22 protein-coding genes are annotated in these 21,522 nt (G+C 61.2%); 11 read left to right on the top strand and 11 right to left on the bottom strand.

Annotated features, from left to right (window positions below; all coding sequences use genetic code 11):
• Nucleotides 1-2 precede the first annotated feature (2 nt).
• Nucleotides 3-401 (bottom strand): Co2+/Mg2+ efflux protein ApaG, encoded by a 399-nt coding sequence (apaG, locus tag B7Y89_RS12120; RefSeq protein ID WP_292938764.1) that lies wholly within the window; start codon nt 399-401, stop codon nt 3-5.
• 103 nt (nt 402-504) lie between these two features.
• Here apaG and B7Y89_RS12115 point away from each other — a divergent pair, with 103 nt between their 5' ends.
• Genes B7Y89_RS12115 through B7Y89_RS12105 form a run of 3 tightly spaced genes read left to right on the top strand, consistent with a single transcriptional unit; the run spans nt 505 to nt 3,322 of the window.
• Nucleotides 505-1,116 carry a recombination protein O N-terminal domain-containing protein gene (locus tag B7Y89_RS12115; protein ID WP_292938763.1) on the top strand — a complete coding sequence of 204 codons (612 nt, stop codon included), beginning with the start codon at nt 505-507 and terminating at the stop codon, nt 1,114-1,116.
• Between the two features lie 10 nt (nt 1,117-1,126).
• Nucleotides 1,127-2,185, top strand: a complete 1,059-nt coding sequence (leuB, locus tag B7Y89_RS12110; protein ID WP_292938762.1) for a 3-isopropylmalate dehydrogenase — start codon at nt 1,127-1,129, stop codon at nt 2,183-2,185.
• A gap of 12 nt (nt 2,186-2,197) precedes the next feature.
• On the top strand, nt 2,198-3,322 hold the full coding sequence (locus B7Y89_RS12105; RefSeq protein ID WP_292938761.1) for a glycosyltransferase family 2 protein: 1,125 nt from the start codon (nt 2,198-2,200) through the stop codon (nt 3,320-3,322).
• Nucleotide 3,323: 1 nt separating this feature from the next.
• On the opposite strand, the gene B7Y89_RS12100 is transcribed toward B7Y89_RS12105, so the two are convergent.
• A complete protein-coding gene (locus B7Y89_RS12100) occupies nt 3,324-4,658 on the bottom strand; it encodes a phospholipid carrier-dependent glycosyltransferase (protein ID WP_292938760.1) in 1,335 nt (444 codons plus the stop codon).
• Nucleotides 4,659-4,741: 83 nt separating this feature from the next.
• Here B7Y89_RS12100 and B7Y89_RS12095 point away from each other — a divergent pair, with 83 nt between their 5' ends.
• On the top strand, nt 4,742-5,950 hold the full coding sequence (locus B7Y89_RS12095; RefSeq protein ID WP_292938759.1) for an aminotransferase class I/II-fold pyridoxal phosphate-dependent enzyme: 1,209 nt from the start codon (nt 4,742-4,744) through the stop codon (nt 5,948-5,950).
• On the opposite strand, the gene B7Y89_RS12090 is transcribed toward B7Y89_RS12095, so the two are convergent.
• From B7Y89_RS12090 to B7Y89_RS12075, 4 genes are all read right to left on the bottom strand, one after another.
• Nucleotides 5,923-6,213, bottom strand: coding sequence for a hypothetical protein (locus B7Y89_RS12090; RefSeq protein WP_292938758.1), 291 nt, complete (start codon nt 6,211-6,213; stop codon nt 5,923-5,925). The genes B7Y89_RS12095 and B7Y89_RS12090 overlap by 28 nt on opposite strands.
• 80 nt (nt 6,214-6,293) lie before the next feature.
• Nucleotides 6,294-6,545, bottom strand: a complete 252-nt coding sequence (locus B7Y89_RS12085; protein WP_292938757.1) for an accessory factor UbiK family protein — start codon at nt 6,543-6,545, stop codon at nt 6,294-6,296.
• A gap of 64 nt (nt 6,546-6,609) precedes the next feature.
• Entirely contained in the window at nt 6,610-7,164 is a 555-nt protein-coding gene (locus B7Y89_RS12080; protein WP_292938756.1) for a TspO/MBR family protein, read from the bottom strand.
• 121 nt (nt 7,165-7,285) lie between these two features.
• Nucleotides 7,286-8,068, bottom strand: a complete 783-nt coding sequence (locus B7Y89_RS12075; protein WP_292938796.1) for a TlyA family RNA methyltransferase — start codon at nt 8,066-8,068, stop codon at nt 7,286-7,288.
• Here B7Y89_RS12075 and B7Y89_RS12070 point away from each other — a divergent pair.
• The 3 genes from B7Y89_RS12070 to B7Y89_RS12060 all read left to right on the top strand — a co-directional run bounded on the left by B7Y89_RS12070 (nt 8,067) and on the right by B7Y89_RS12060 (nt 11,127).
• Entirely contained in the window at nt 8,067-8,624 is a 558-nt protein-coding gene (locus B7Y89_RS12070; RefSeq protein ID WP_292938755.1) for a hypothetical protein, read from the top strand. The two genes, B7Y89_RS12075 and B7Y89_RS12070, sit on opposite strands and share 2 nt — an antisense overlap.
• A 409-nt stretch (nt 8,625-9,033) precedes the next feature.
• Entirely contained in the window at nt 9,034-10,134 is a 1,101-nt protein-coding gene (locus B7Y89_RS12065; RefSeq protein ID WP_292938754.1) for a branched-chain amino acid aminotransferase, read from the top strand.
• Between the two features lie 84 nt (nt 10,135-10,218).
• The gene (locus tag B7Y89_RS12060) at nt 10,219-11,127 is read left to right on the top strand and encodes an SDR family NAD(P)-dependent oxidoreductase (RefSeq protein ID WP_292938753.1); all 909 of its coding nucleotides are present in this window, start codon (nt 10,219-10,221) and stop codon (nt 11,125-11,127) included.
• Between the two features lie 22 nt (nt 11,128-11,149).
• Here the strand turns inward: B7Y89_RS12060 and B7Y89_RS12055 are convergent, their stop codons facing one another.
• From B7Y89_RS12055 to argH, 5 genes are all read right to left on the bottom strand, one after another.
• The gene (locus tag B7Y89_RS12055) at nt 11,150-11,413 is read right to left on the bottom strand and encodes a GIY-YIG nuclease family protein (protein WP_292938752.1); all 264 of its coding nucleotides are present in this window, start codon (nt 11,411-11,413) and stop codon (nt 11,150-11,152) included.
• A gap of 306 nt (nt 11,414-11,719) precedes the next feature.
• The gene (locus B7Y89_RS12050) at nt 11,720-12,493 is read right to left on the bottom strand and encodes an NAD(P)-dependent oxidoreductase (protein WP_292938751.1); all 774 of its coding nucleotides are present in this window, start codon (nt 12,491-12,493) and stop codon (nt 11,720-11,722) included.
• 1 nt (nt 12,494) lies between these two features.
• Nucleotides 12,495-13,754 carry a diaminopimelate decarboxylase gene (lysA, locus tag B7Y89_RS12045; protein WP_292938750.1) on the bottom strand — a complete coding sequence of 420 codons (1,260 nt, stop codon included), beginning with the start codon at nt 13,752-13,754 and terminating at the stop codon, nt 12,495-12,497.
• A gap of 9 nt (nt 13,755-13,763) precedes the next feature.
• A complete protein-coding gene (locus tag B7Y89_RS12040; RefSeq protein ID WP_292938749.1) occupies nt 13,764-14,015 on the bottom strand; it encodes a hypothetical protein in 252 nt (83 codons plus the stop codon).
• Complete coding sequence (gene argH / locus B7Y89_RS12035) at nt 14,012-15,394, bottom strand: argininosuccinate lyase (RefSeq protein ID WP_292938795.1); 1,383 nt, start codon at nt 15,392-15,394, stop codon at nt 14,012-14,014. Before argH ends, B7Y89_RS12040 begins: the two co-directional genes overlap by 4 nt.
• A 16-nt stretch (nt 15,395-15,410) precedes the next feature.
• On the opposite strand from argH, the gene B7Y89_RS12030 reads away from it, so the two are divergent.
• From B7Y89_RS12030 to B7Y89_RS12015, 4 genes are all read left to right on the top strand, one after another.
• Nucleotides 15,411-16,001, top strand: a complete 591-nt coding sequence (locus B7Y89_RS12030; protein WP_292938748.1) for a TlpA disulfide reductase family protein — start codon at nt 15,411-15,413, stop codon at nt 15,999-16,001.
• A 125-nt stretch (nt 16,002-16,126) separates the two neighbouring features.
• Nucleotides 16,127-17,266 (top strand): phosphoserine transaminase, encoded by a 1,140-nt coding sequence (locus tag B7Y89_RS12025; protein ID WP_292938747.1) that lies wholly within the window; start codon nt 16,127-16,129, stop codon nt 17,264-17,266.
• A 144-nt stretch (nt 17,267-17,410) separates the two neighbouring features.
• A complete protein-coding gene (gene serA / locus B7Y89_RS12020; RefSeq protein ID WP_292938746.1) occupies nt 17,411-18,997 on the top strand; it encodes a phosphoglycerate dehydrogenase in 1,587 nt (528 codons plus the stop codon).
• Nucleotides 18,998-19,404: 407 nt separating this feature from the next.
• Nucleotides 19,405-20,538 (top strand): ATP phosphoribosyltransferase regulatory subunit, encoded by a 1,134-nt coding sequence (locus B7Y89_RS12015; RefSeq protein ID WP_292938745.1) that lies wholly within the window; start codon nt 19,405-19,407, stop codon nt 20,536-20,538.
• Nucleotides 20,539-21,522 lie beyond the last annotated feature (984 nt).

The raw sequence follows: 21,522 nt of genomic DNA, 5'->3' as shown, positions 1-21,522 counted from the left end.
CGTTAGTTCGCAGGAGCCGGTGCCGCCAGAGGAAAGAAGGGTATCGCCACATCAAACAGGCCGCCATCGGCGCGCTGCATGGTGTAATGCCCTTCCATACTGCCATGGTGCGTGCCCAGCGGACAGCCCGAGACGTAATCATGCGATTGGCCGGGATTGAGTACGGGCTGTTCGCCCACCACCCCGTCACCATCAACAAAGTTGATTACCCCCCGTCCGTCGGTGATGCGCCAATGGCGCGAAATCAACTGGATAGGCTGGTCCGATTCGTTCTCGATCCGGATGTGATAGACCCAGAACCATTTGCCCGCCTCGACACGCGATTGTTCGGGCAGGAAATTCACGGCGACGCGAACTGTCACCCCGTCCGTGATTGCGGCATGCTGGAAGAGCTGCTTCATGCCCTCCAAACTAACGCACATCGCCGCGCGTTCCAATAATCTTATGCAACTTTATGCCTGCTTGCCCGAGGGGACATAATCGCGCAGAGCCTTAGCCACTCAAATGCTGATCCGCGCGCCCGCCATCCTTTGTGCTTCACGCCCCCACGGTGAAACCGGGGCTATCGTGCGTTTGCTCACCGCTGACCATGGTCTCGCCGCTGCCTACGTGGCCGGTGCGCGCGGGCGCGAATTACGGCCTCTGCTGATCCCGGGCAACCTTTTGGAGGTCGAAGTGCGCGCGCGGACGGCCTCGCAATTGCCCTCGGCGCGGTTGGAACTGGTATCAAGCCGTGGCCCCTGGCTTTCGGAACCCCTGCCCAGTGCAGGCATCAGTTGGGCCTGCGCCTTAACCGCCGCAAGCCTTCCCGAAGGCCATTCCTATCCCCCGCTGTATCAAGGGCTTGGCGCTTTGCTTGATGCCATTTGCCATGCGCCCTCGGCGCGGGGCTGGGCGCGTGCGCTCGCCGGATACGAAGTCCTGCTGCTGCGCGAGGTTGGCTATGGCGCAACGCCCGCCCCCCCGCCCGAAGAAGCGTGGCCCGATTTGCTGTTGCGCCTTGAACGGCAGGGCAAGGCAATCGGCAACCGCCTGCTTGCCGAACGGGCGGGCGATGTTATGGGGGCCCGCGCGATTCTGCTGGATCGGCTGCGGCGCATAAGCGAGACGGGCTAAGGGGTTTTTCATGAAGATTGCAGTTCTGCCGGGCGATGGCATCGGTCCTGAAGTAACGGCTCAAGCTGTGCGCGTGATCGAGGCTCTGGGCATCGAAGGCATCGAAATGACCTCGGCTCTGGTCGGCGGCGTTGCCTACAAGGCGCACGGCCACCCGCTTCCGCCCGAAACGCTGGAAATTGCACGCGCTTCCGATGGCATCCTGTTTGGCGCGGTAGGTGATCCTGACTGCGATTCGCTGGAACGCCATCTGCGGCCGGAGCAGGCCATCCTTGGCCTGCGCAAAGCATTGACCTTGTTTGCAAACTTGCGCCCCGCCAAAGTCTTTGCGGGCCTCGAAGGCCACTCCGCCTTGCGCCCTGAAGTGGCTGGCGCAATCGATATGGTTATCGTACGCGAGTTGAACGGAGATGTGTACTTCGGCGAAAAGGGCTTCCGCACCGCCGCCAACGGCGACCGCGAAGGTTATGACGTTATGTCTTATAACGAAAGTGAAGTGCGCCGCATCGCCCACGTCGCTTTCCGCACCGCCATGGGCCGCGCAAAACGCCTGTGCTCGGTTGATAAAGCGAACGTGCTGGAAACAAGCCAGCTATGGCGCGATGTCGTCATCGAGGTGGCAAAAGAATACCCCGAAGTGGCGCTTGAACACATGTATGTGGACAATGCTGCCATGCAACTGGTGCGAGCGCCCGGCAAGTTCGACGTCGTACTGACGGGTAATCTGTTCGGCGATATCCTGTCAGACCAAGCCTCGATGTGCGTCGGCTCTATCGGCCTGCTCGCCTCTGCGTCGCTGGGTGAACGCCAGACCGAACATGGCACCTTCGGCCTGTACGAACCCATCCACGGATCAGCACCCGACATCGCCGGACAAGGCCTTGCCAACCCGATGGCGACAATCCTTTCGGCGTCCATGCTGCTGCGCCATTCGCTGGGCCTTGGCGCTGAGGCTGACCGGATTGAAGCCGCCGTTGCCAAGACTTTGGCCGATGGCGTGTTGGGCCGTGACCTTGGCGGAACGGCGGGAACCAACGAAGTTGGTGACGCGGTGCTTGCAAGGCTCTAAGGGCCAGCGCACATGCTACAACTTGCCGTAATCCTTCCGACCTATCGCGAACGGGCCAATATCGCGCCCATGGTCGCGCGTCTTGACGCAGCGTTGCAAGGCGTTGCCTGGGAAGCGATCTTCGTTGACGACAACAGCCCCGATGGCACGGCCGATGAAGCGCGTCGCATCTCGCTCGACGATCCGCGCATCCGCGTGATTGAACGCATCGGACGGCGCGGGCTGGCCTCTGCCGCGATCGAAGGCATGTGCGCCACCGCCGCCCCCATCGTGGCGGTAATGGACGCGGACCAGCAGCATGATCCCGCTCTATTGCCGCAAATGCTCGCAGCGGTTGAAGGCGGCGAATATGACCTCGCCTATGCCTCGCGCTTTGCCGAAGGGGCCAGCACCGAAGCATGGGGCCGCCCTGACCGCGTCAAGGCGTCGGGCCTTGCCAACCGCATCGCCAACAAAGTCACCGGGGTCGAATTGTCCGACCCGATGAGCGGCTACTTCATGATCCGCGCCGATACTTTGCGCGCCGATGCGCACCGCCTTTCGGGCGTGGGCTTCAAGATCCTGCTGGATATTCTGGCAACGGTTGACCGTCCGCTAAAGGTCAAGGAATTCCCCCTCCACTTCGCCGCCCGCGCCGAAGGCGAAAGCAAACTGGACCAGACCGTCGTGTTCGAATTTCTTGTGGGCCTTTACGACAAGTGGCTGGGCCGCATCATTCCCACGCGTTTTGCCCTGTTCGGCACGGTCGGCGCCATGGGCGTTGTGGTCCAGTTGGGCGCACTGTGGGTGCTGCTCAAACTGATCGCAGGTGAACGCTTCGTCTATGGCAACTGGTCGGAAAGTGCGACGTTCAATACCGCAAACACCCTTGCTGCCATCATCGCAATGACGTTCAACTTCATCCTGAACAACGAACTGACCTATTCGGACAAGCGCCTGCGCGGCGCTGGGCCGATCATGCGCGGCTGGGCGCAATTCGCCCTCACCTGCTCGCTCGGCCTGCTCACCAACATCGGCTCGGCCGCCGTGCTCAAAACCATCGGCTTCCCAGCAGTGATCGCGGTGATCGTCGGGATCGTGCTCGGCTCGGTCTGGAACTTCGCGCTGTCATCACGCTTCGTCTGGGGCAAATACTGACCTACTTCCAGCTATCCAGCCATGTGTAATCCAGAAACGAATTGCTTCTCGGCAGTTCGGCGGCTGAAATGATCGGGTAGAACCCGATGGCAATGCCGAATGCCAAAACCAGCGTGACTTTGGCGGGCCAACGCAGCCCCAGGTCCCACCATTCAGCCAGAACCAGCGCCAGCGCGGCAATCAGGAAGCAACTCGCAAGCATATAGTGGTAGTAAAACTGCACCGGCTTGCCATTGATCGCCCAGAAGCCGACAAGCAGGATATAGGCCGCCACAACCAGCAAGCGTAAGCTGTCCCCATGCCCTTCGCGGCGTTTCAGGCCATCCCACAGGCAGAAACCCAGCGCCGGCAATCCCGCCAGCATCGTAAACGGATTGCCCAGCATCAGCACCCCGCGCTGCGCGCCATCAATGTTTTCATACAGAAACCATATCGGGCGAATGTTCAGCACCCACTGCCACCACTGGCTCATGTAATTGTGCGGCTTTTTGACGCTGTCCTGAAGCTGGAGCATATACTCCTGCCACGAAATCAGCCTGTCCACCGTCAGTGGATCAACCTTGTAAAAGAACGCGGGCAGGAACGTGACGAAATAGGCCAGCACCGGCACCACACCCAGCCATAACGCTGCCTCGATCAACGAAACGCCGGGCACGGGCCCCGCCCCTGACGAGGCCCACAGCAGGCCCATGCGGCGGTCCTTCAACGCCTGCCAACGGTTCAACGCAAACAGCAGCCCCGGCAGCGGCACCAGCAGCGCGCCGTTCCACTTGCCCCCAAGCGAAATGCCAAGGAACAGGCCCGTCAACATCAGATGAAGTCGTGCCGCCCAGACCTTGCCCGAAGGGTTGCGCCATGCCAGCGCCCATTGCCACACCGCCAGCGCCATGAAACCGGCCATCGCCATATCCAGCAAGGCGATGCGCGACATCATGAACCAGATGAAATCGGTCGCCAGCAGCAGCCCGAAAAGAACCGTGGCGGTACGCGAGAGGCTCGCCCACCAGATCGCCCGCATCATGGCCCACAGGCCGATGCTGCCAAGCAGCGCAGACGGAAAGCGCCAACCCATGGGATTATCACCGAACACTTGCATCGACCACGCAATCAACTGCTTGCCGACCAGGGGATGTTCGGGATTGAGCCGCGCGGAAAGATCAATCAACCGGCGCGCAGCGGGCAGATAGTGGATTTCATCAAACATCGGCTCGGACGGAATGCCAAGCCGGTGCATGACCAGCAGGAAGAATGCGCCCGCAATAATCGCGCACCACCTTGCAGGGTCGCGCTGGTCATGGCGGGGATGGTCGATGCGGGGGAGCGTGAAGGCGGTCATGCGCCGCCACGAATAGGCGGAGGGCACAATCTGCGCAATCCCGCCGCTTGCGTGTCAACTCATGCGAAACTAAGGCAGTATCCATGAAACGCACCACTGGCCAAGACCGCTCGATCACCCGTAACTGGCGCCCCGCAACGCAAGCCATCCGTGGCGGCACGTGGCGGTCAGAAATGGGTGAAACATCCGAAGCGCTGTTTCTGACATCGGGCTTTGCTTACGACAATGCCGCTACGGTCGCCGCGCGCTTTGCCGGCGAGGCAGAGGGCATGACCTATTCGCGCCTGCAAAACCCCACGGTGCAGATGCTGGAAGAGCGCATCGCCCTGATGGAAGGGGCAGAAGCCTGCCGCACGCAGGCCACCGGCATGGCCGCGATGACCACCGCCCTGTTGTGCCAGCTTTCCGCAGGTGACCACATCGTTGCGGCAAAGGCCGCGTTCGGTTCGTGCCGCTGGCTGGTGGACAACCTGCTGCCGCGTTTCGGCATCGAAGGCACCACCATCGATGCTTCGGACAATGCGGCATGGGAGGCGGCAATCCGCCCCAATACCAAAGTGTTCTTCTTTGAAAGCCCTGCCAACCCGACGATGGACATTGTCGATCTGGAATTCGTCTGCGCGCTGGCCAAGCGCCACGGCATCACCACCGTTGTCGACAATGCCTTTGCCACTGCAGCGCTGCAACGCCCGATGGATTTTGGCGCAGACGTTGTCGCCTATTCCGCCACCAAGATGATGGACGGGCAAGGCCGCGTGATGGCAGGCGCGGTGTGCGGATCGGCAGAGTTCATCAACAATGTGCTGCTGCCGTTCCAGCGCAACACCGGACCGAACATCGCCGCGTTCAACGCATGGGTTGTGCTCAAGGGGCTGGAAACGCTCGACTTGCGCATTCACCGGCAAAGCGAAAATGCGATGAAGGTGGCAAGCTTCATCGAACCGCGTGTGCCGCGCCTGCTTTATCCGTGGCTGCCCAGCCACCCGCAGTTTGATCTGGCCAAAAAGCAGATGAAGGCGGGCGGAACGATCCTGTCATTCCACCTGGATGGCGGACTGGAACAGGCCCACGCCTTGCTCGACGCGCTGGAACTGATTGATATTTCAAACAACATCGGTGATTCGCGCAGCCTGATGTGCCATCCGGCATCCACCACCCATTATGGCGTTGGTCCAGAAACCCGCGCCGATATGGGCGTGGGCGAAGGCATGTTGCGCCTGAACGTGGGGCTGGAAGATCCCGATGACCTGATCGAAGACCTCGATCAGGCGCTGCGCAAGGCTGGGCTCTGAACTGAAGTGTGCGTGTCCGCTGCGGCATTTTCACTGGCGGCACGCTTGTCTTCGGTAATCAGGCTGCTTTCCGCACGCCCCATCGTCCAGTTCTTGCCCAGACGGACCTTGTGATTGGGCGCGCACCAGATTTCGCCTGATTCATCAAGCGCGGTAACCCAGATCAGGTTATGTTCCTGCCCGTAATCAATCATGCCGATGGCGTAACCATCGCCCTTGCCCAGCACGTGCAGCGGTATGGTCGGGTTAAGTTGTGTGAACACCGGTCGTTCCCTGACGGCGCCGGATGACGCCCTTCGTCAGGTTCAATCCGCCAAAGGCCGGAGGAGTTCCCGCCCGGAAATTATTCCGGTTTTGCAGCAGCTTCCAGCGCCGCAATGCGCGCTTTCAGAGTTTCCACTTCTTCGCGCGCGGATGAGGCGAGATCCTTGACTGCGTCAAATTCTTCGCGGCTGACAAAATCCATGCCGCCGAAAACTTCCTTCGCCTTTTCACGGGCGGTTTCACTGGCTTCGCGGCCCATGCCCGCAATCGTGCCAGCGGCGCTGTTCAACAGCTTGACGAAGTCGGCGATGACGGGATTTTCGCTTTGCATGGCACGTTCCTGCGTGAAGTGGTTTCAACCGCTATGTGGGCAGCCGATGGCTTGCCCGCAAGGGTCAAATCTCTACCCGCACAGTGCTGGACGATCCGAACGCACCATCAGCATCGGGATTAAGCCGCCCGATCTCATAGTTGAGCGTACACGCCACGCAGATCCACGCCAGATAGGGCAGGAGCAGCATCCCTGCGACGGGGCGGATGCGCCAGAACAGCACGATGGTGATCAGCGTGGTGATCCCCATGGCCACAGCAATCCAGAACGCCACAGTGATCTGGTGCATCGCAAAGAACACCGGCGACCATGAGAAGTTCAGCGCCAGTTGTACAACGAAGGCGACGACCGCCAAGCCGCGTCCATTGGCGCCGCGCGCCGACAGGATCATGGCCAACGATATGCCCATCAATACATACAGGATGGACCAGACGATCGGAAAGGCGAGTGGCGGCGGGTAAAATGCCGGTTTAACCAGATTATCGAACCACGGATTGCCGGGGCCACTGCCGCCTGCCCGCGCCGAAAAGGACCCAAGCACAATCAGGAGCGGCACGGTAAACAGTGACCAGCGCAAAAGGCTGGCCCGAAGTTGGCCGGAAGAAGCAAGGTAGTTCATGTCACCCGTACGCTAAGCGCCCCAGCGCGATTCGCAACGGATATTGACGGGGTGCACCGCCCTGCGCAATGCGCACTGGACCGATATGCAATCTTGTCTGGAGGCAGTATCTGGGGAAAACTCAACTTCGCGACGCTGAAATGAGGAATTCCACGTTCCCTTCAGGACCGGTGATCGGGCTTGGGACCACGCCTTGCACCACCCAGCCTTCGCTTTCCAGCCAGTCGCGAACGTCATTGCAAACGCGTTCATGCAAGGCTGGATCACGCACTACGCCGCCCTTGCCCACTTCGCCGCGGCCCACTTCAAACTGCGGCTTAATCAGCGCAACCAGCCGTGTCGGGCGGGTTGCAAGCGCCAATGGCACTTCCAGAACCTTGCGCAAAGCAATGAAGCTGGCGTCACACACCACCCATGTTGCGGGCCGGTCAATGTGCGCCGCCGTCAACACGCGGGCGCTGGTTTTTTCATAGACCGTAACGCGCTCATCCTGCCGCAATTTCCACGCCAACTGGTTCGTGCCTGAATCCACCGCGAAGACGTGGGATGTACCATTTTGGAGCAAGACGTCGGTAAATCCGCCGGTGGAACTGCCGATATCCATCGCGGTGACGCCCGCAGGATCGAGTTCGAACACCGCGATGGCGTGCGCCAGCTTGATCCCGCCGCGCGAAACCCACGGGTGGTCGCGCCCGCGCACCTCCAATTCAGCATCAAACAGAAGCGTTTGGCCCGCTTTGGAAATCTTGGTCTCGCCCGAAAACACCAACCCCGCCAGGATCAGCGCCTGCGCGCGGGCGCGACTTTCGGCAAGGCCACGCTCGACCAGCAATTGATCGACGCGCAATTTCGATTTGGGGCTATGGGTTGAGGTCACGCGATGTTCCTTCCATAGTTGCCCCATGAAAATCAATTGCGCATCTGTGATCATCAAGGCTTTTTCCTGTGCAGCGCTTGCACTGGTCGCCGCCTGTTCGCCCCCCCAAGTGGTGCCGACAAGCCCGCCTCCGCCACCGCCGCGCCCGACGTTGCCCCCTCCTCCACCACCGCCGGTCAATGCTTTCAAAGATTGGCGTGATGCGCCGCAAACGCCGGGAGACTGGCGCTATGAACCGCGCGATCAAAGTGGCGTCGCACGATTTGGTTCGGCTGCGAACACGCTGTTCATGATCGCCTGCAATCGCTCAGCCGGTACGGTGTCCTTGATCCGCAGCGGCACATCCACCGTTTCGCTGCCGATGTCGGTTGCAACAACAAGCGAGATTCGCGCGCTTTCAGCCGAGCCGGCAAGCGCAGGTCAGCCGCAATTGATCGCAACGCTGCCAGCGCACGACGCAGTTCTGGATGCCATGGCATTCAGCCGGGGGCGATTTGCGTTGGAAGTGAACGGGTTACCGACGCTGCACTTGCCCGCATGGGCGGAAGTTGGCCGTGTCATCGAAGACTGTCGTGGCCGTTGAGTAACGCCTGCGGTTCCAGTGCGAAGGCAGCATACTGACGCGAAAAAAAATCAATTCAAGTCTTGTTGTTCGCGCCTGAATGAATCACATTGGCGTCAAGACCAAAGGGGTTTCAACCTTGGGTCCAGTCATCCGGAAGGGTGGCGCATTATGGCTCAACAGCGCGAAAGGAGGTGATCCGATGTCTCATGGTTCAGCACAGAGGTCGGTACAGTCCCGCGCGAGGCATTATCGCTGAGTTTCGATTAAGCGATAGAGGCTTCGTGGGCGGCACTTCCGGCCGCTGACCATGCGAAGGGCCGCCCGGATCGACCGGTGCGGCCCTTCACATTTATTACATATCACTTGCCTTCTGCGCAACAATAGTACAACGGCGCTTTTCTGATTCTTGCGCAAGGACCGTTTCCCCATGGCGACAACCGCCGATTCCAGCCTGACATTCGCCCGCACGCCCCATCCGGCCCCAACGGCCGTTGATGTGCGGGACGCAGTGCTGGCCGATCCGGGTTTCGGCCGCGCCTTCACCGATCACATGGTGGAAATCGACTATACAGAGGGGAAAGGCTGGCACAGCGCCCGCGTCGTCCCCTATGGCCCGATCCCGCTCGATCCTGCCGCTGCGGTTCTGCACTACGCACAGGAAATCTTCGAGGGTCTGAAGGCCTATCGCAATGCCGATGGCGGCATCTCGCTGTTTCGGCCTGAAGCCAACGCCGAACGCTTCAACGCCTCGGCCCGCCGCCTCGCCATGCCCGAACTCCCCGCAGAGCTGTTCATCGAAGCCGTACGCCAGCAGGTCATGGCCGACAAGGACTGGTTCCCCACGGTTGAGGGCGGGTCGATGTATCTGCGCCCCTTCATGTTCGCCAGCGAGGCCTTCCTCGGCGTGCGTCCGGCCAAGGAATACAAGTTCCTCGTCATCGCCAGCCCTGCCGGAAACTATTTCAAATCGGGTGCACCTGCCGTTTCGATCTGGGTCAGCGATTATACCCGCGCGGCTCCGGGCGGCACGGGCGCTGCCAAGTGCGGCGGCAATTATGCCGCCAGCCTTGTCCCCACCGCCGAAGCCTTTGCGCGCGGCCACGATCAGGTCCTGTTCCTTGATGCGGCTGAACACAAGTGGGTCGAAGAGCTCGGCGGCATGAACCTGTTCTTCGTGTTCGATGATGGTTCGATCCTCACGCCCGAACTCACCGGCACGATCCTGCCCGGCATCACCCGTTCCAGCCTGCTGCAGCTCGCCCGCGAAGAAGGCCTGACCGTGCGCGAAGGCCGCTACAGCCTTGACCAGTGGCAGGCCGATGCCGCGTCGGGCAAGCTGCTCGAAACTTTCGCCTGCGGCACCGCAGCGGTCGTCACGCCGGTGGGTAAAGTCGCCAGCCAGACCGGCGAATTTGCGATCGGCTCGGGCGGCCCCGGCCAGTTGACGCAGAAGCTGCGCCAGAAGCTCGTCGGCATCCAGCGCGGCGAAATCGCCGATACGCACGGCTGGGTAAAGCGTATCGCCTAAGCCCGGTTGCCTTGCGCTGCGGCGCATGGCATCGCACCCATCATCTTAAGCGTCCGGTTAGGCCGCTTTGTGGAGTTGTGTGGCATGAGCATTTCCTTCGAAGGCCGCGTGGCCATTGTCACCGGCGCTGGCGGCGGAATTGGCCGCGCCTATGCGCTGGAATTGGCAAAGCGCGGGGCCAAAGTCGTGGTCAACGATCTTGGCGGAGCGCGCGATGGCAGCGGCCATTCCGATGCCGCGCTCAAAGTGGTTGAGGAAATCGAGGCTGCGGGCGGCGAGGCGATGTCCAACGGCGGCTCGGTCACCGAATACGAACAGATGGCCGAAATGGTCGCCCGCGCCAAGGAGCGCTGGGGCGGCGTCCACGTCCTCATCAACAACGCGGGCATCCTGCGCGACAAAAGCTTTACCAAAATGGACCCGGCCGACTTTGAAATGGTCGTGAAAGTCCACCTGATCGGCTCGGCCTTTGCCACCAAGGCCTGCTGGGACACGATGCGCGAACAGAACTATGGCCGCATCCTGATGACCGCGTCCTCCTCCGGCCTGTTCGGCAACTTCGGCCAGGCCAACTATGGCGCGGCCAAACTCGGCGTCGCAGGCCTCGCCAAAACGCTCTACCTTGAAGGCGCAAAGAACAACATCAAGGTCAACTCGCTCGCTCCCGTCGCGGCCACGCGGATGACCGAAGACATCTTCCCCGAAGAAGCCTTCAAATTGTTCAACCCCGAATCCGTCGTCCCCGCCGCCCTGTTCCTCGTTTCGGAAGACGCCCCCACCAACGCCATCGTCGGCGCAGGGGCAGGCGCCTATCACTCTGCGTGGGTCACGATGAACAAGGGCGTCCTTCTGCCCCCCGAAGCCCAGACCGTCGAAAACTTCGCCGCCAACTGGGACAAGATCAGTGACCGCACCGGCGACTTCGTGCCGCGTTCAGGCCCGGAACAGGCGCAGGTGATTATCGGGCAACTGCAAGCGGCGATGAAGGGGTGATGGTTGCGCTGCCATCGCCTCCTCAAACCAGATTGTCATAAAGGTCCAACCACTCCGGGTTTCCCTTCTCGATCAGCGCAAACTTCCATTCCCGCCGCCAGCGTTTCAGCCGCTTTTCATGCGTAATGCAGTCGTCAATAGTATCACCGCGCTCAGCCCAAACTAGGCGATGCAACCCATATTTGGCGCAGAACTCTGATCCTCCACCTTCGCGGTGCTGGTAAATTCGACTGGAGAGATCGGCTGTTACCCCAACATACAGTGTGCCACGATAGCGGTTGGCCATTATTTAGACCCAGCCACCTCTGGTTTCCTTGTCCATGAATTGAGGTTGAAGCAGGAGCGCGTGCGGTCAAGCCAGCAGTGAAGCCGAAATGACGAGATTTGACGAACGGCAGAGATCAAAACCCGTCAACCACCAAAAATCAACGTCGCCCCGGACTTGATCCGGGGTACCGCTGCCTTCTGCGGCCTCTGCGCCAAACGCAACGCTGGATAGGAAAAGCAGGACCCCGGATCAAGTCCGGGGCGACGGTTAGGGTGATGTCCGAGGCGACGATGGGTGGGGAAAGTGCGCAGTGTAAAGGGCTACTCACCCCAACCGCAACAGCACCACAATCCCGCCCTCAGGCACCTCACCCCCCGCCAGCACCCGCACCGCATCGGCCCGTGCGCGCGACAGGATTTCCGGCGCGACGCCAGCGTCATGCACCACAACATCTGCCTGCCCCAGCAGACGCGCGGTGCGTAAGGTGAGGTCTTCGGGATCATTCGAGGCCAGCACGATCTCGAACCGGCCTGATTGCCCTTCCGCGCCCGAGGCCAGCCACGCGCCGACCTTGGCATCGCTGCCCGCACGGAACAGGTCGAGCTCTCCACCCTCGTCCAGCGCGGCATCCAGCGCGCGTCTGCGGTCCGCCACTTTGTCCCACCGCGCCCGCATCCCCTCACGCGCCTCTTCCAGCGCGCGGGCCAAGGCACCCAGCCCTTGCGGCAGAAGACGTTCCAGCCGCAACCGCAGGATTTTGGCCAACCCCGCCGATGCGCCGCCTGTGCCAACCGCGATCAGCACCGGATCACGGTCGAGGATCGAGGGCGTGGTGAAATCGCACAGTTCGGGCCGGTCGACCACGTTGACCAGCAGCCCCGCACAGCGCAGCCGGATCGCATCGCCTTGCACCATGTCGGGGTTGTCATGCGCGATGAAGGCCAGCCGCGCGCCCGCATCGATGCCCTCGTTGATGTCGCGCACGATCTTGCCACCCGCGCGCTCGATCAGGCGCTGCTTGGCCTCTGCCGCATCCCCCTCGCCCAGCAGAATGACCGGCTGGCCCGCGATGCGGTGAAAGAGGGGGAGCGACTGCATTTTACTTCAGGAAATCTGGCAGGCGTTCCGCCGCAAGGATCGTGTCGGGATTGATACGGTCTGCCACCACAGCCCACTTGCCCCCATCCACCATCACTTCGGGCACCAAGGGCCGCGAGTTGTAGGTATTTGCCATCGTCGCGCCATAAGCCCCTGCGGTGCGGAAGACGGCCAGATCGCCGCGCTCGACCGTATCGATTGTCCGCGCCATCGCGAAAGTGTCCGAACTTTCGCAGATCGGGCCGACGATGTTGGCGACAAATGTCTCACCCTTCGGCTCAACCGCTGCAAAATCATGCCAGGCATCGTACATCGCAGGCCGTGCCAGATCGTTCATCGCGGCATCGACCACGACCCAAGGCGAACTCGCGCCTTCCTTCACGCGGATAACCTGCGTCAGCAGTACACCGGTATTGCCGGTGATCACGCGGCCCGGTTCGAACATGAGTGTCACGCCCCAATCGGCGGTGACTTTGGCGATCATCGCGGCATATTCGGCAGGCTGCGGGAACACTTCGCCCGCCTTGTAAGGCACGCCAACGCCGCCACCGAGGTCCATATGCGTCACTGCATGGCCACTTGCGCGGATGCTCTGCATCAGCCCGCCGACTTTGGTGAAAGCGGCTTCCAAGGGATCAAGCGAGGACAACTGGCTGCCGATGTGCAGCGCCAGCCCGCGCATGTTCAGCCCCGGCGTCTGTGCCAGCCGCGCATAGATCGCGGCGGCGCGATCAAACGGAACGCCGAACTTGTTTTCCGCCTTGCCGGTGGAAATCTTGCCATGCGTTCCGGCATCGACATCGGGATTGACGCGCAGCGCCGCCGAGGCGACCTTGCCCATCGAAACGGCGATGGCGGCCAATTCCAACCCTTCTTCCTCGCTCTCAAGGTTGAACTGGCCGATACCCGCTTCAATCCCGCGGCGCATTTCGGCCTCGGTCTTGCCCACGCCTGAAAAGACGATGCCATCGGGCAGCATACCCGCCGCCAGCGCACGCTCCATCTCGCCACCCGAAACAACATCCGCACCATAGCCTTCTGCTGCCAGCACTTTGAGCACTGACAAGTTGGGGTTGGACTTCACGGCGAAGGCGATCTTCACAGACGGCAGGATGCCCAGCGCATCGCGGAACACGCGGGCATGGCGCGTCAAAGTCGCGCGCGAATAGACATATACGGGCGTGCCGACTTCCGCCGCAATTGCTGGCAAGGGCACGTCTTCAGCGTGGAGCACGCCGTTGTTCAATTCAAAATGGTCCATCGGAAATTCTCAGTTTTCGGGTGGCAGGTCGAAAGGATCGTCTTCACGATCTTGCGAGCGGCGGCGCGGCTCGACATTGCGCGCAGGGGCTGCCTGCGCGGGAGGTTTGAGCAAGTCATCCGCCCCGGGCTGAACCTCCCGGCCATAGGGGATCGGTGGCGAAGTCTGATCGGGCGCAAGCTTCAACTCGGCACGATTGCCGCATCCCGCCAGCGCGAGCGCGGCAAGGGCAGTCAGCAGTAAAGAGCGCCGGACGTTCAAGCCGATTCCTCCAGCCCCAGCGCCACACGCGCTTGCGCAACGCGCTTCCTTACCTCGTTTGGCGCAGTTCCGCCATGGCTGGCGCGCGAGGCCACGCTGGCATCGACCGAAAGCGCGGCATAGACGCGATCATCGATCCGCGCGTCGATGGCTTTCAGATCATCCAGCGGCAATTGATCGAGCGCCACGCCCCGGCTTTCCGCCAGTTTCACCGCGCTGCCGGTAATGTGGTGCGCCTCGCGGAACGGGATGTTCGCTTGCCGTACCAGCCAGTCGGCAAGGTCGGTGGCTGTCGCATAGCCCAGCTCTGCCGCCGCGCGCATACGCTCGGTGCGGAACTTGGCCTCGGCCACCATGCCGGTCATCGCTGCGATGGAAAGCGCCAGCAGCGATGCCGCTTCAAACACCGGCGGCTTGTCGTCCTGCATGTCCTTTGAATAGGCGAGCGGCAGGCCCTTCATCGTAATCATCAGCGCGGTCAAGCAACCCACGATCCGCCCCGAATGGCCGCGCACCAGTTCGGCCGCATCGGGGTTCTTCTTTTGCGGCATGATCGAACTGCCGGTCGAAAGGCTATCAGGCAGTGTCACAAACCCGAAGGGCTGGCTCGCCCAGATGATAAACTCCTCGGCCAGACGCGACAGGTGCAAAGAGCATTGCGCGGCGGCCATCAGGTAATCGAGCGCGAAATCGCGGTCAGACACCGAATCGAGGCTGTTGTCGGTGGGGCCATCAAAGCCCAGCGCCTTGGCCGTGCGCTCGCGGTCAATCGGAAAGCCGGTGCCAGCAAGCGCGGCTGCGCCCAAGGGGCTGCGGTTCATCCGCACCCGCGCATCGGCAAAACGCGAACGATCACGCCCCGCCATCTCGTAATAGGCCATCAGGTGATGCCCCAGCGTCACCGGCTGCGCGGTTTGCAGGTGGGTGAAGCCCGGCATGATCGAATCGGCATGTTCGCCCGCACGGGTGACCAGCGCGATTTGCAACTGTTGCAGGCCCAATTCGGCCTGATCCATCGCATCGCGCACCCACAGACGGAAATCGGTCGCCACCTGATCGTTGCGGCTGCGGGCGGTGTGCAGCCGCCCTGCCACCGGGCCGATCAGTTCGGCCAACCGGCTTTCGGTGGTCATGTGAATGTCTTCAAGGTCCCAGTTTTCGGGGACTCCGTGCGCTTCGTATTCCGAAGCGACGCTATCCAGCCCCCTTGAAATCTGCGCTGCATCTTCGTGCGAAACGATGCCTTGGGTGGCAAGCATGTCCACATGGGCCTTTGACGCGGCGATATCTTGCCGCCACAGCGCCTTGTCGAAGGGAATCGAGGCGTTAATCTCGCGCATGATGGCCGAAGGGCCGCTTGCGAAACGCCCGCCCCACATCTGGTTGGAGCCTGAATTGCCGCTCATCTCGTTCCGTTCGCCCATATTGCTGCTGGTCCCGGCGCTCGCCGCTGCGGGGTGCGATAGGCAAGCTGCGCCCGACTCGCAACCGCAGAGCAGCGCCACCGCGTCGGAAAGTTCGGCTCAGGGCGAATTCAACGGCACGCTGGATATCGCATCGCGCGGCAAGGACATGCCCGATTTCACTGTGACCGATCCCTCGGGCAAGGTTTTGAAGCTGCGCGATCTCAAAGGGACGCCCGTCCTCGTCAACCTCTGGGCGACATGGTGCGGGCCTTGCGTGCTGGAAATGCCAATGCTGGATAAGCTGGGCGTGGATAACGTGGGCAAGCTGCGCGTCCTGACCGTTTCACAGGACATGGGCGGGAATGACAAGGTCGCGCAGTTTTTTGGCGACAAGAAGTTTGCCAAGCTGGAACCGTGGCTCGATCCCGATAACAACCTCGGCTTCTTCTACGAGACGGGCATGCTACCCACGACCGTCCTCTATGATGCACAAGGCAAGGAAGTATGGCGCATGATCGGCGCACATGACTGGTCCAGCGCCCGCACGGCGGCAATGCTGGCGGAGACCGTGGGGAAGTAAACGAACGCCCACCCTCACCAAAGCACACTACCTATCACGATTGACAAACCACGCCACGTCTCTAGAGGAGCCAGCGGGCCACGCGGTCCCAACGCCGCGCGTGCTCTCTGTAAGGAGAGACTACAATGACTGTTGGTTACCCGGCACGCAAACCTGCGCGCCCGTTCTTCTCGTCCGGACCTTGCGCAAAGCCGCCGGGTTACTCCCCCGAAAAACTCGCCACCGAATCGCTGGGCCGGTCACACCGCGCCAAGATCGGCAAGACGCGTTTGCAATACAGCATCGATCTGATGCGCGAAGTGCTGGAACTGCCCGATACGCACCGCATCGGCATCGTTCCCGGCTCTGATACCGGCGCGTTTGAAATGGCGATGTGGACGATGCTGGGCGCACGCCCCGTCACCACGCTGGCATGGGAATCGTTTGGCGAAGGTTGGGTGACTGACGCGGTCAAGCAACTCAAGATCGACCCCACTGTTATGCGCGCCGATTACGGCCAGATCCCTGATCTGAACGCGATTGACTGGTCGAATGACGTGCTGTTCACTTGGAACGGCACCACCTCGGGCGTCCGCGTCCCCAACGCCGATTTCATCCCTGCGGATCGTGAAGGCCTGTCCTTTGCCGATGCCACTTCAGCGGTGTTCGCTTATGACATCGACTGGTCGAAAATCGACGTTGCCACCTTCTCATGGCAGAAGGTTCTGGGCGGCGAAGGCGGCCACGGCGTCATCATCCTTGGCCCTCGCGCGGTCGAACGGCTGGAAAGCTACACGCCTGCATGGCCGCTGCCCAAGGTGTTCCGCCTTGTTTCCAAAGGCAAGCTGACAGAAGGCGTGTTCAAGGGCGAAACCATCAACACCCCGTCGATGCTGGCTGTCGAAGACGCCATATTCGCGCTCGAATGGGCCAAGGGCCTTGGCGGGTTGAAGGGCTTGCAGGCGCGCAGCGATGCCAACGCCGCAGCGCTTGGCAAGATCGTTGATGAGCGCCCATGGCTCTCGCACTTGTGCGCCGATGAAGCGACCCGATCGAAAACGTCGGTTTGCCTGTCGGTCGAAGGCGCGGATGCAGACTTCATCAAGAAGTTTGCCGCACTGCTGGAAAAGGCTGACGCAGCCTATGACATCGCCGGTTACCGCGATGCCCCTGCTGGTCTGCGCATCTGGTGCGGCGCTACGGTAAACGCCGAGGACATCGTTGATCTCGGCCCATGGCTTGATTGGGCTTATGCCACGGTCAAAGCCGAACTGGCTGCTGCCTGATTTCTTGAGCCCTCTCCCCTTGAGGGGAGAGGGTTGGGAGAGGGGACTTCCCCCTTTTCCTCACACTTTCCAACACATTCAGGGCCGGCAAAGGGACTTCCCCTCTCCCCGGCCCTCTCCCCTGAAGGGGAGAGGGAGACAATCATGACCAAGCCAAAAGTACTCATTTCCGACAAGATGGACCCCAACGCCGCCCGCATTTTCACCGAAATGGGCTGCGATGTTGATGTCATCACCGGGGAAACGCCCGAACAGCTGATCGCGCGCATTGGCGAATATGATGGCCTCGCCATCCGTTCGTCCACCAAAGTGACCAAGGAAATCCTTGCTGCCGCCACCAACCTCAAAGTCATTGGCCGCGCCGGGATCGGCGTGGATAACGTCGATATTCCGGCGGCTTCCGCACAGGGCGTGGTCGTGATGAACACCCCGTTCGGCAATTCGATCACCACCGCCGAACACGCCATCGCACTGATGTTTGCCCTTGCCCGCCAGATCCCCGAGGCCAATGCGCAGACGCAGGCAGGCACATGGCCGAAGAACGGCTTCATGGGCATCGAAGTCACCGGCAAGACGCTCGGCCTGATCGGCGCGGGCAACATCGGCTCCATCGTCGCCAGCCGCGCATTGGGCCTGCGCATGAAAGTCGTCGCGTTCGATCCGTTCCTGACGCCAGAACGCGCCATCGAAATGGGCGTCGAAAAGGCCGATCTCGATACACTGCTCGCCAAGGCTGATTTCATCACGCTGCACACGCCGCTCACCGATCAGACCCGCAATATCCTTTCGGCTGAAAACCTTGCCAAGACCAAAAAGGGCGTCCGCATCATCAACTGCGCGCGTGGCGGGTTGATCGATGAAGTGGCCCTCAAGGCCGCGCTCGATTCTGGCCAGGTTGCAGGCGCCGCGCTTGACGTGTTCGAAGTGGAACCTGCCAAGGAATCGCCGCTGTTCGGCACGCCAAACTTCATCTGCACCCCGCATCTGGGAGCGTCCACCAACGAAGCGCAAGTCAACGTGGCGCTGCAAGTTGCTGAACAGATGGCCGATTTCCTCGTCACCGGCGGCGTCACCAACGCACTCAACATGCCATCGCTTTCGGCGGAAGAAGCGCCCAAGCTGAAGCCTTACATGGCGCTGGCAGAAAGCCTCGGCAGCCTTGTCGGCCAATTGGCGCATGACAACCTGACCAAGATTTCAATCGAAGTCGAAGGTGCGGCTGCCCAGTTGAACCAGAAGCCCATCACTGCCGCCGTTCTCGCCGGCCTGATGAAGCAGTATTCGCAGACCGTGAACATGGTCAACGCACCGTTCCTGGCCAAGGAGCGCGGGCTGGACGTGCGCGAAGTGCGCCATGATCGTGAAGGCGAATACCGCACGCTAGTGCGCGTAACTGTCAGCACCAGCCAGGGCGAACGCTCGGTTGCAGGCACCCTGTTCGGCAACGGCCAGCCGCGTCTGGTGGAAATCTTCGGCATCGGCATCGAAGCCGACCTTGATGGCGACATGCTCTATATCGTCAACTCCGACGCGCCGGGCTTCATTGGCCGCATCGGTACGCTGCTGGGTGAAAACAGCATCAACATCGGCACCTTCCACCTTGGCCGCCGCGATGCCGGTGGCGAAGCCGTGCTGCTGCTCTCGCTCGACAGCCCCGTCCCGCAAGCCGTGCTCAAGCAAGCCTGCGAAATTCAGGGCGTCCGCGTGGTAAAGGCGCTGAAGTTCGGTTGATTTTGATACGTTGAATGCCCACCCCCCCCCGCGCAAGCGGGAGGGGGGCGAGACGTAGGTCACGAAGTGGCCTTAGTCGCAGCGGGGTGGGCATCCCTACGATGTGACCGCAAACTACACGGCGCTTCAAAGTTTCACACAGAGACGCAGAGAAGAAGTCGGGACGCAGAGATGTAGTCCCTGACCGCAAGGTCTTCCAAAAATCCGGCCTTGCACCAACCGCAACGACCCGAACCGCAAACGGCTTCGCCGCCCCCCCTCTGCGTCTCCACTTCTTCTCCGCGCCTCTGCGTGAAACCCTTCGACAAGCTCAGGATGAGCGGAAGAGGTCAGGCGTGGGCATCCCAACCCAACACCCCCACACCAATGTTCGACACACCGCAAATTCCCCGCTAAGGGCGCGCGTCATGGATACCAGCGACCCCGATCTGCTGCCGGAAGGCCTCGAAGACCGTTTGCCGCGCGATGCGGCCACTGCCACGCACGTGATGCGCGCCATTCATGGCACGATGCACGGCCACGGCTATGATCGCGTCATGCCCCCCTCGATTGAATTCGAACGCAGCTTTGCCGCGCGCATGGCCGGCATCCAGAGCCGCCGCATGTTCCGCTTTGTCGATCCGCTGTCCTTGCGGATGATGGCGCTGCGCAGCGATTATACCCCGCAGATCGGCCGCCTTGCCGAAACCCGCCTTGCCGAAGCGCCGCGCCCCTTGCGCCTGTGCTATGCGGGCCAGGTCGTCACGATCAAACCCGACGGATTGAACCCCGCGCGTGAAAAGCTGCAATGCGGGGCCGAACTCGTCGGCGCAGACAATGTCGCCGCCGCCGCTGAAATCGTCGCCCTCGCCATCGAAGCCCTGCAAGCCGCAGGCGCCAGCGGCGTCAGCGTCGATTTCACCCTGCCCGATCTGGTTGATACCTTGGCCGAAAAGGCCTTGCCGCTCGATCCTTCACAAATCGAAGCCGTCCGCCGCGAACTCGATACCAAGGACGCAGGGGGCCTGCGCGATGTCGGCGGCGAGGCTTACGTGCCGCTGCTCTATGCAACCGGCGAATTCGACAGCGCCATCGAGAAACTGGCCGCCATCGATGCCAAAAATGAGAATGGGGGCGGTGCCCTCGCCAGCCGTATCAAGGCCCTGCGCGAAATCGCCGCCAGCCTGAACGGCATGGCCCGCCTGACGCTCGACCCCAGCGAGCGCCACGGCTTTGAATACCAGACATGGTTCGGCTTCACGCTCTATGCCGAAGGCGTGCGCGGCCCCGTAGGACGCGGCGGCACCTATCGCATCGCAGGCACCGGAGCAGGCGAACCCGCCACCGGCTTCTCCCTCTACCCCGACGCCCTGATCGACCTCCTCGCCGCCAACGAACCCGCCGAAGACCGCGTGTTCCTCCCACTTGGGCACAATCGCGATGAAGCCGCACGACTGCGCTCGATAGGCTGGCGGACGGTCGCGGCGTTGTCGGACGCGGATAGCGCCGAAGCGCTGGGCTGCACGCATGTGCTGGGGGCTAGCGGGCCAGAGAGGGTTTGATTGCTGACTGAAGTCCATCCAGCTCAATGCTTTACTAGAGTTCGAGGAATGAGGTGCGCTGTCACAGTAATTTGTCTCCGGCTTCAATAATGAAGGTGCCAGCGTGGCAAGACGAATTCCTTATCCTAGTGTTTGTTGTGTATTTGCTAGCTATTCAAAATTGAGATATGGAAGTGTTGTAATGTAAAGAGTCTGGTGACCGGGTGAAGCCATATGAAATTTCAAAAAGTAATAGTCGCCTTGGGAGCATTTTGCGTATCAACTCAGGCATCGGCAGCATGCCGTTGGACGTTCGTTGACGGCAGGCAGCAACAGCTCTGCGATAGCGCGATAGACTTGCCAGCCATACGCCCTCCAGCGATTGCCCCAATCGTGCCACCTTCAGTTCGACCTATCCAGCAACCAGTCATCCCTCCCGTTGGCACCACATCCTGCCGCCAAGCTCAAGTCTGGAATGGCAACGCCTATGTCTGGCGCACGGTCTGCAACTAAATTCCGAGGGAATTCCGGGGACAGTATACTTAATTCCGTGATTGCTAAGCGATGCCATAAAGAAGTTGGTTCGCGCAGAGACCGCAAAGGGTGCAGAGATGTTTCGCGCGAAGACGCGACGACGCCAAGAACTTGTGCAACCTCTTCGTGCCTTCCCGCCTTTGCGCGCTCAATCCTTCTCTGCGGTCTCTGCGCGAAATAAAAAGAAAGCCTCACCCCGGATCAAGTCCGGGGCGACGTTGGGGTGAGGTGGGCGTTTTTGAAACGACGTGGCCGTAAGGGGATCGTTGCAAGCTGGAATTACAGTGTGGAATAACAGTGACAGGTGCGGAAACCCCTAAATAGCCATTCAACCAATTCCACAACAGCCCCACAAACCACCGCCCCCTCTACCGTCGCCCCGTGCTTGACACGGGGCTTGGCTACCTTTCGGCCTCGCCAGCCCGCGCTTCCACCGCCGGATACCACTGGTCCCACAGGTCCAGCCAATCG

Source organism: Novosphingobium sp. 32-60-15 (assembly GCF_002280675.1).
Taxonomy (GTDB): Bacteria; Pseudomonadota; Alphaproteobacteria; order Sphingomonadales; family Sphingomonadaceae; genus Novosphingobium.
The sequence above is the reverse complement of the archived record's forward strand: the minus strand, read 5'-3'. Positions and strand labels throughout refer to the sequence as shown.

Coding starts and splice junctions, on each gene's coding strand:
- B7Y89_RS12100 (WP_292938760.1), bottom strand. CDS start 4,658: ATGACCGCCTTCACGCTCCCCCGCATCGACCATCCCCGCCATGACCAG.
- argH (WP_292938795.1), bottom strand. CDS start 15,394: ATGTGGGGCGGGCGTTTCGCAAGCGGCCCTTCGGCCATCATGCGCGAG.
- B7Y89_RS12065 (WP_292938754.1), top strand. CDS start 9,034: ATGGCGACAACCGCCGATTCCAGCCTGACATTCGCCCGCACGCCCCAT.
- B7Y89_RS12105 (WP_292938761.1), top strand. CDS start 2,198: ATGCTACAACTTGCCGTAATCCTTCCGACCTATCGCGAACGGGCCAAT.
- leuB (WP_292938762.1), top strand. CDS start 1,127: ATGAAGATTGCAGTTCTGCCGGGCGATGGCATCGGTCCTGAAGTAACG.
- B7Y89_RS12050 (WP_292938751.1), bottom strand. CDS start 12,493: ATGCAGTCGCTCCCCCTCTTTCACCGCATCGCGGGCCAGCCGGTCATT.
- B7Y89_RS12070 (WP_292938755.1), top strand. CDS start 8,067: ATGAAAATCAATTGCGCATCTGTGATCATCAAGGCTTTTTCCTGTGCA.
- B7Y89_RS12080 (WP_292938756.1), bottom strand. CDS start 7,164: ATGAACTACCTTGCTTCTTCCGGCCAACTTCGGGCCAGCCTTTTGCGC.
- B7Y89_RS12060 (WP_292938753.1), top strand. CDS start 10,219: ATGAGCATTTCCTTCGAAGGCCGCGTGGCCATTGTCACCGGCGCTGGC.
- lysA (WP_292938750.1), bottom strand. CDS start 13,754: ATGGACCATTTTGAATTGAACAACGGCGTGCTCCACGCTGAAGACGTG.
- B7Y89_RS12025 (WP_292938747.1), top strand. CDS start 16,127: ATGACTGTTGGTTACCCGGCACGCAAACCTGCGCGCCCGTTCTTCTCG.
- apaG (WP_292938764.1), bottom strand. CDS start 401: ATGAAGCAGCTCTTCCAGCATGCCGCAATCACGGACGGGGTGACAGTT.
- B7Y89_RS12115 (WP_292938763.1), top strand. CDS start 505: ATGCTGATCCGCGCGCCCGCCATCCTTTGTGCTTCACGCCCCCACGGT.
- B7Y89_RS12015 (WP_292938745.1), top strand. CDS start 19,405: ATGGATACCAGCGACCCCGATCTGCTGCCGGAAGGCCTCGAAGACCGT.
- serA (WP_292938746.1), top strand. CDS start 17,411: ATGACCAAGCCAAAAGTACTCATTTCCGACAAGATGGACCCCAACGCC.
- B7Y89_RS12095 (WP_292938759.1), top strand. CDS start 4,742: ATGAAACGCACCACTGGCCAAGACCGCTCGATCACCCGTAACTGGCGC.
- B7Y89_RS12075 (WP_292938796.1), bottom strand. CDS start 8,068: ATGGGGCAACTATGGAAGGAACATCGCGTGACCTCAACCCATAGCCCC.
- B7Y89_RS12055 (WP_292938752.1), bottom strand. CDS start 11,413: ATGGCCAACCGCTATCGTGGCACACTGTATGTTGGGGTAACAGCCGAT.
- B7Y89_RS12085 (WP_292938757.1), bottom strand. CDS start 6,545: ATGCAAAGCGAAAATCCCGTCATCGCCGACTTCGTCAAGCTGTTGAAC.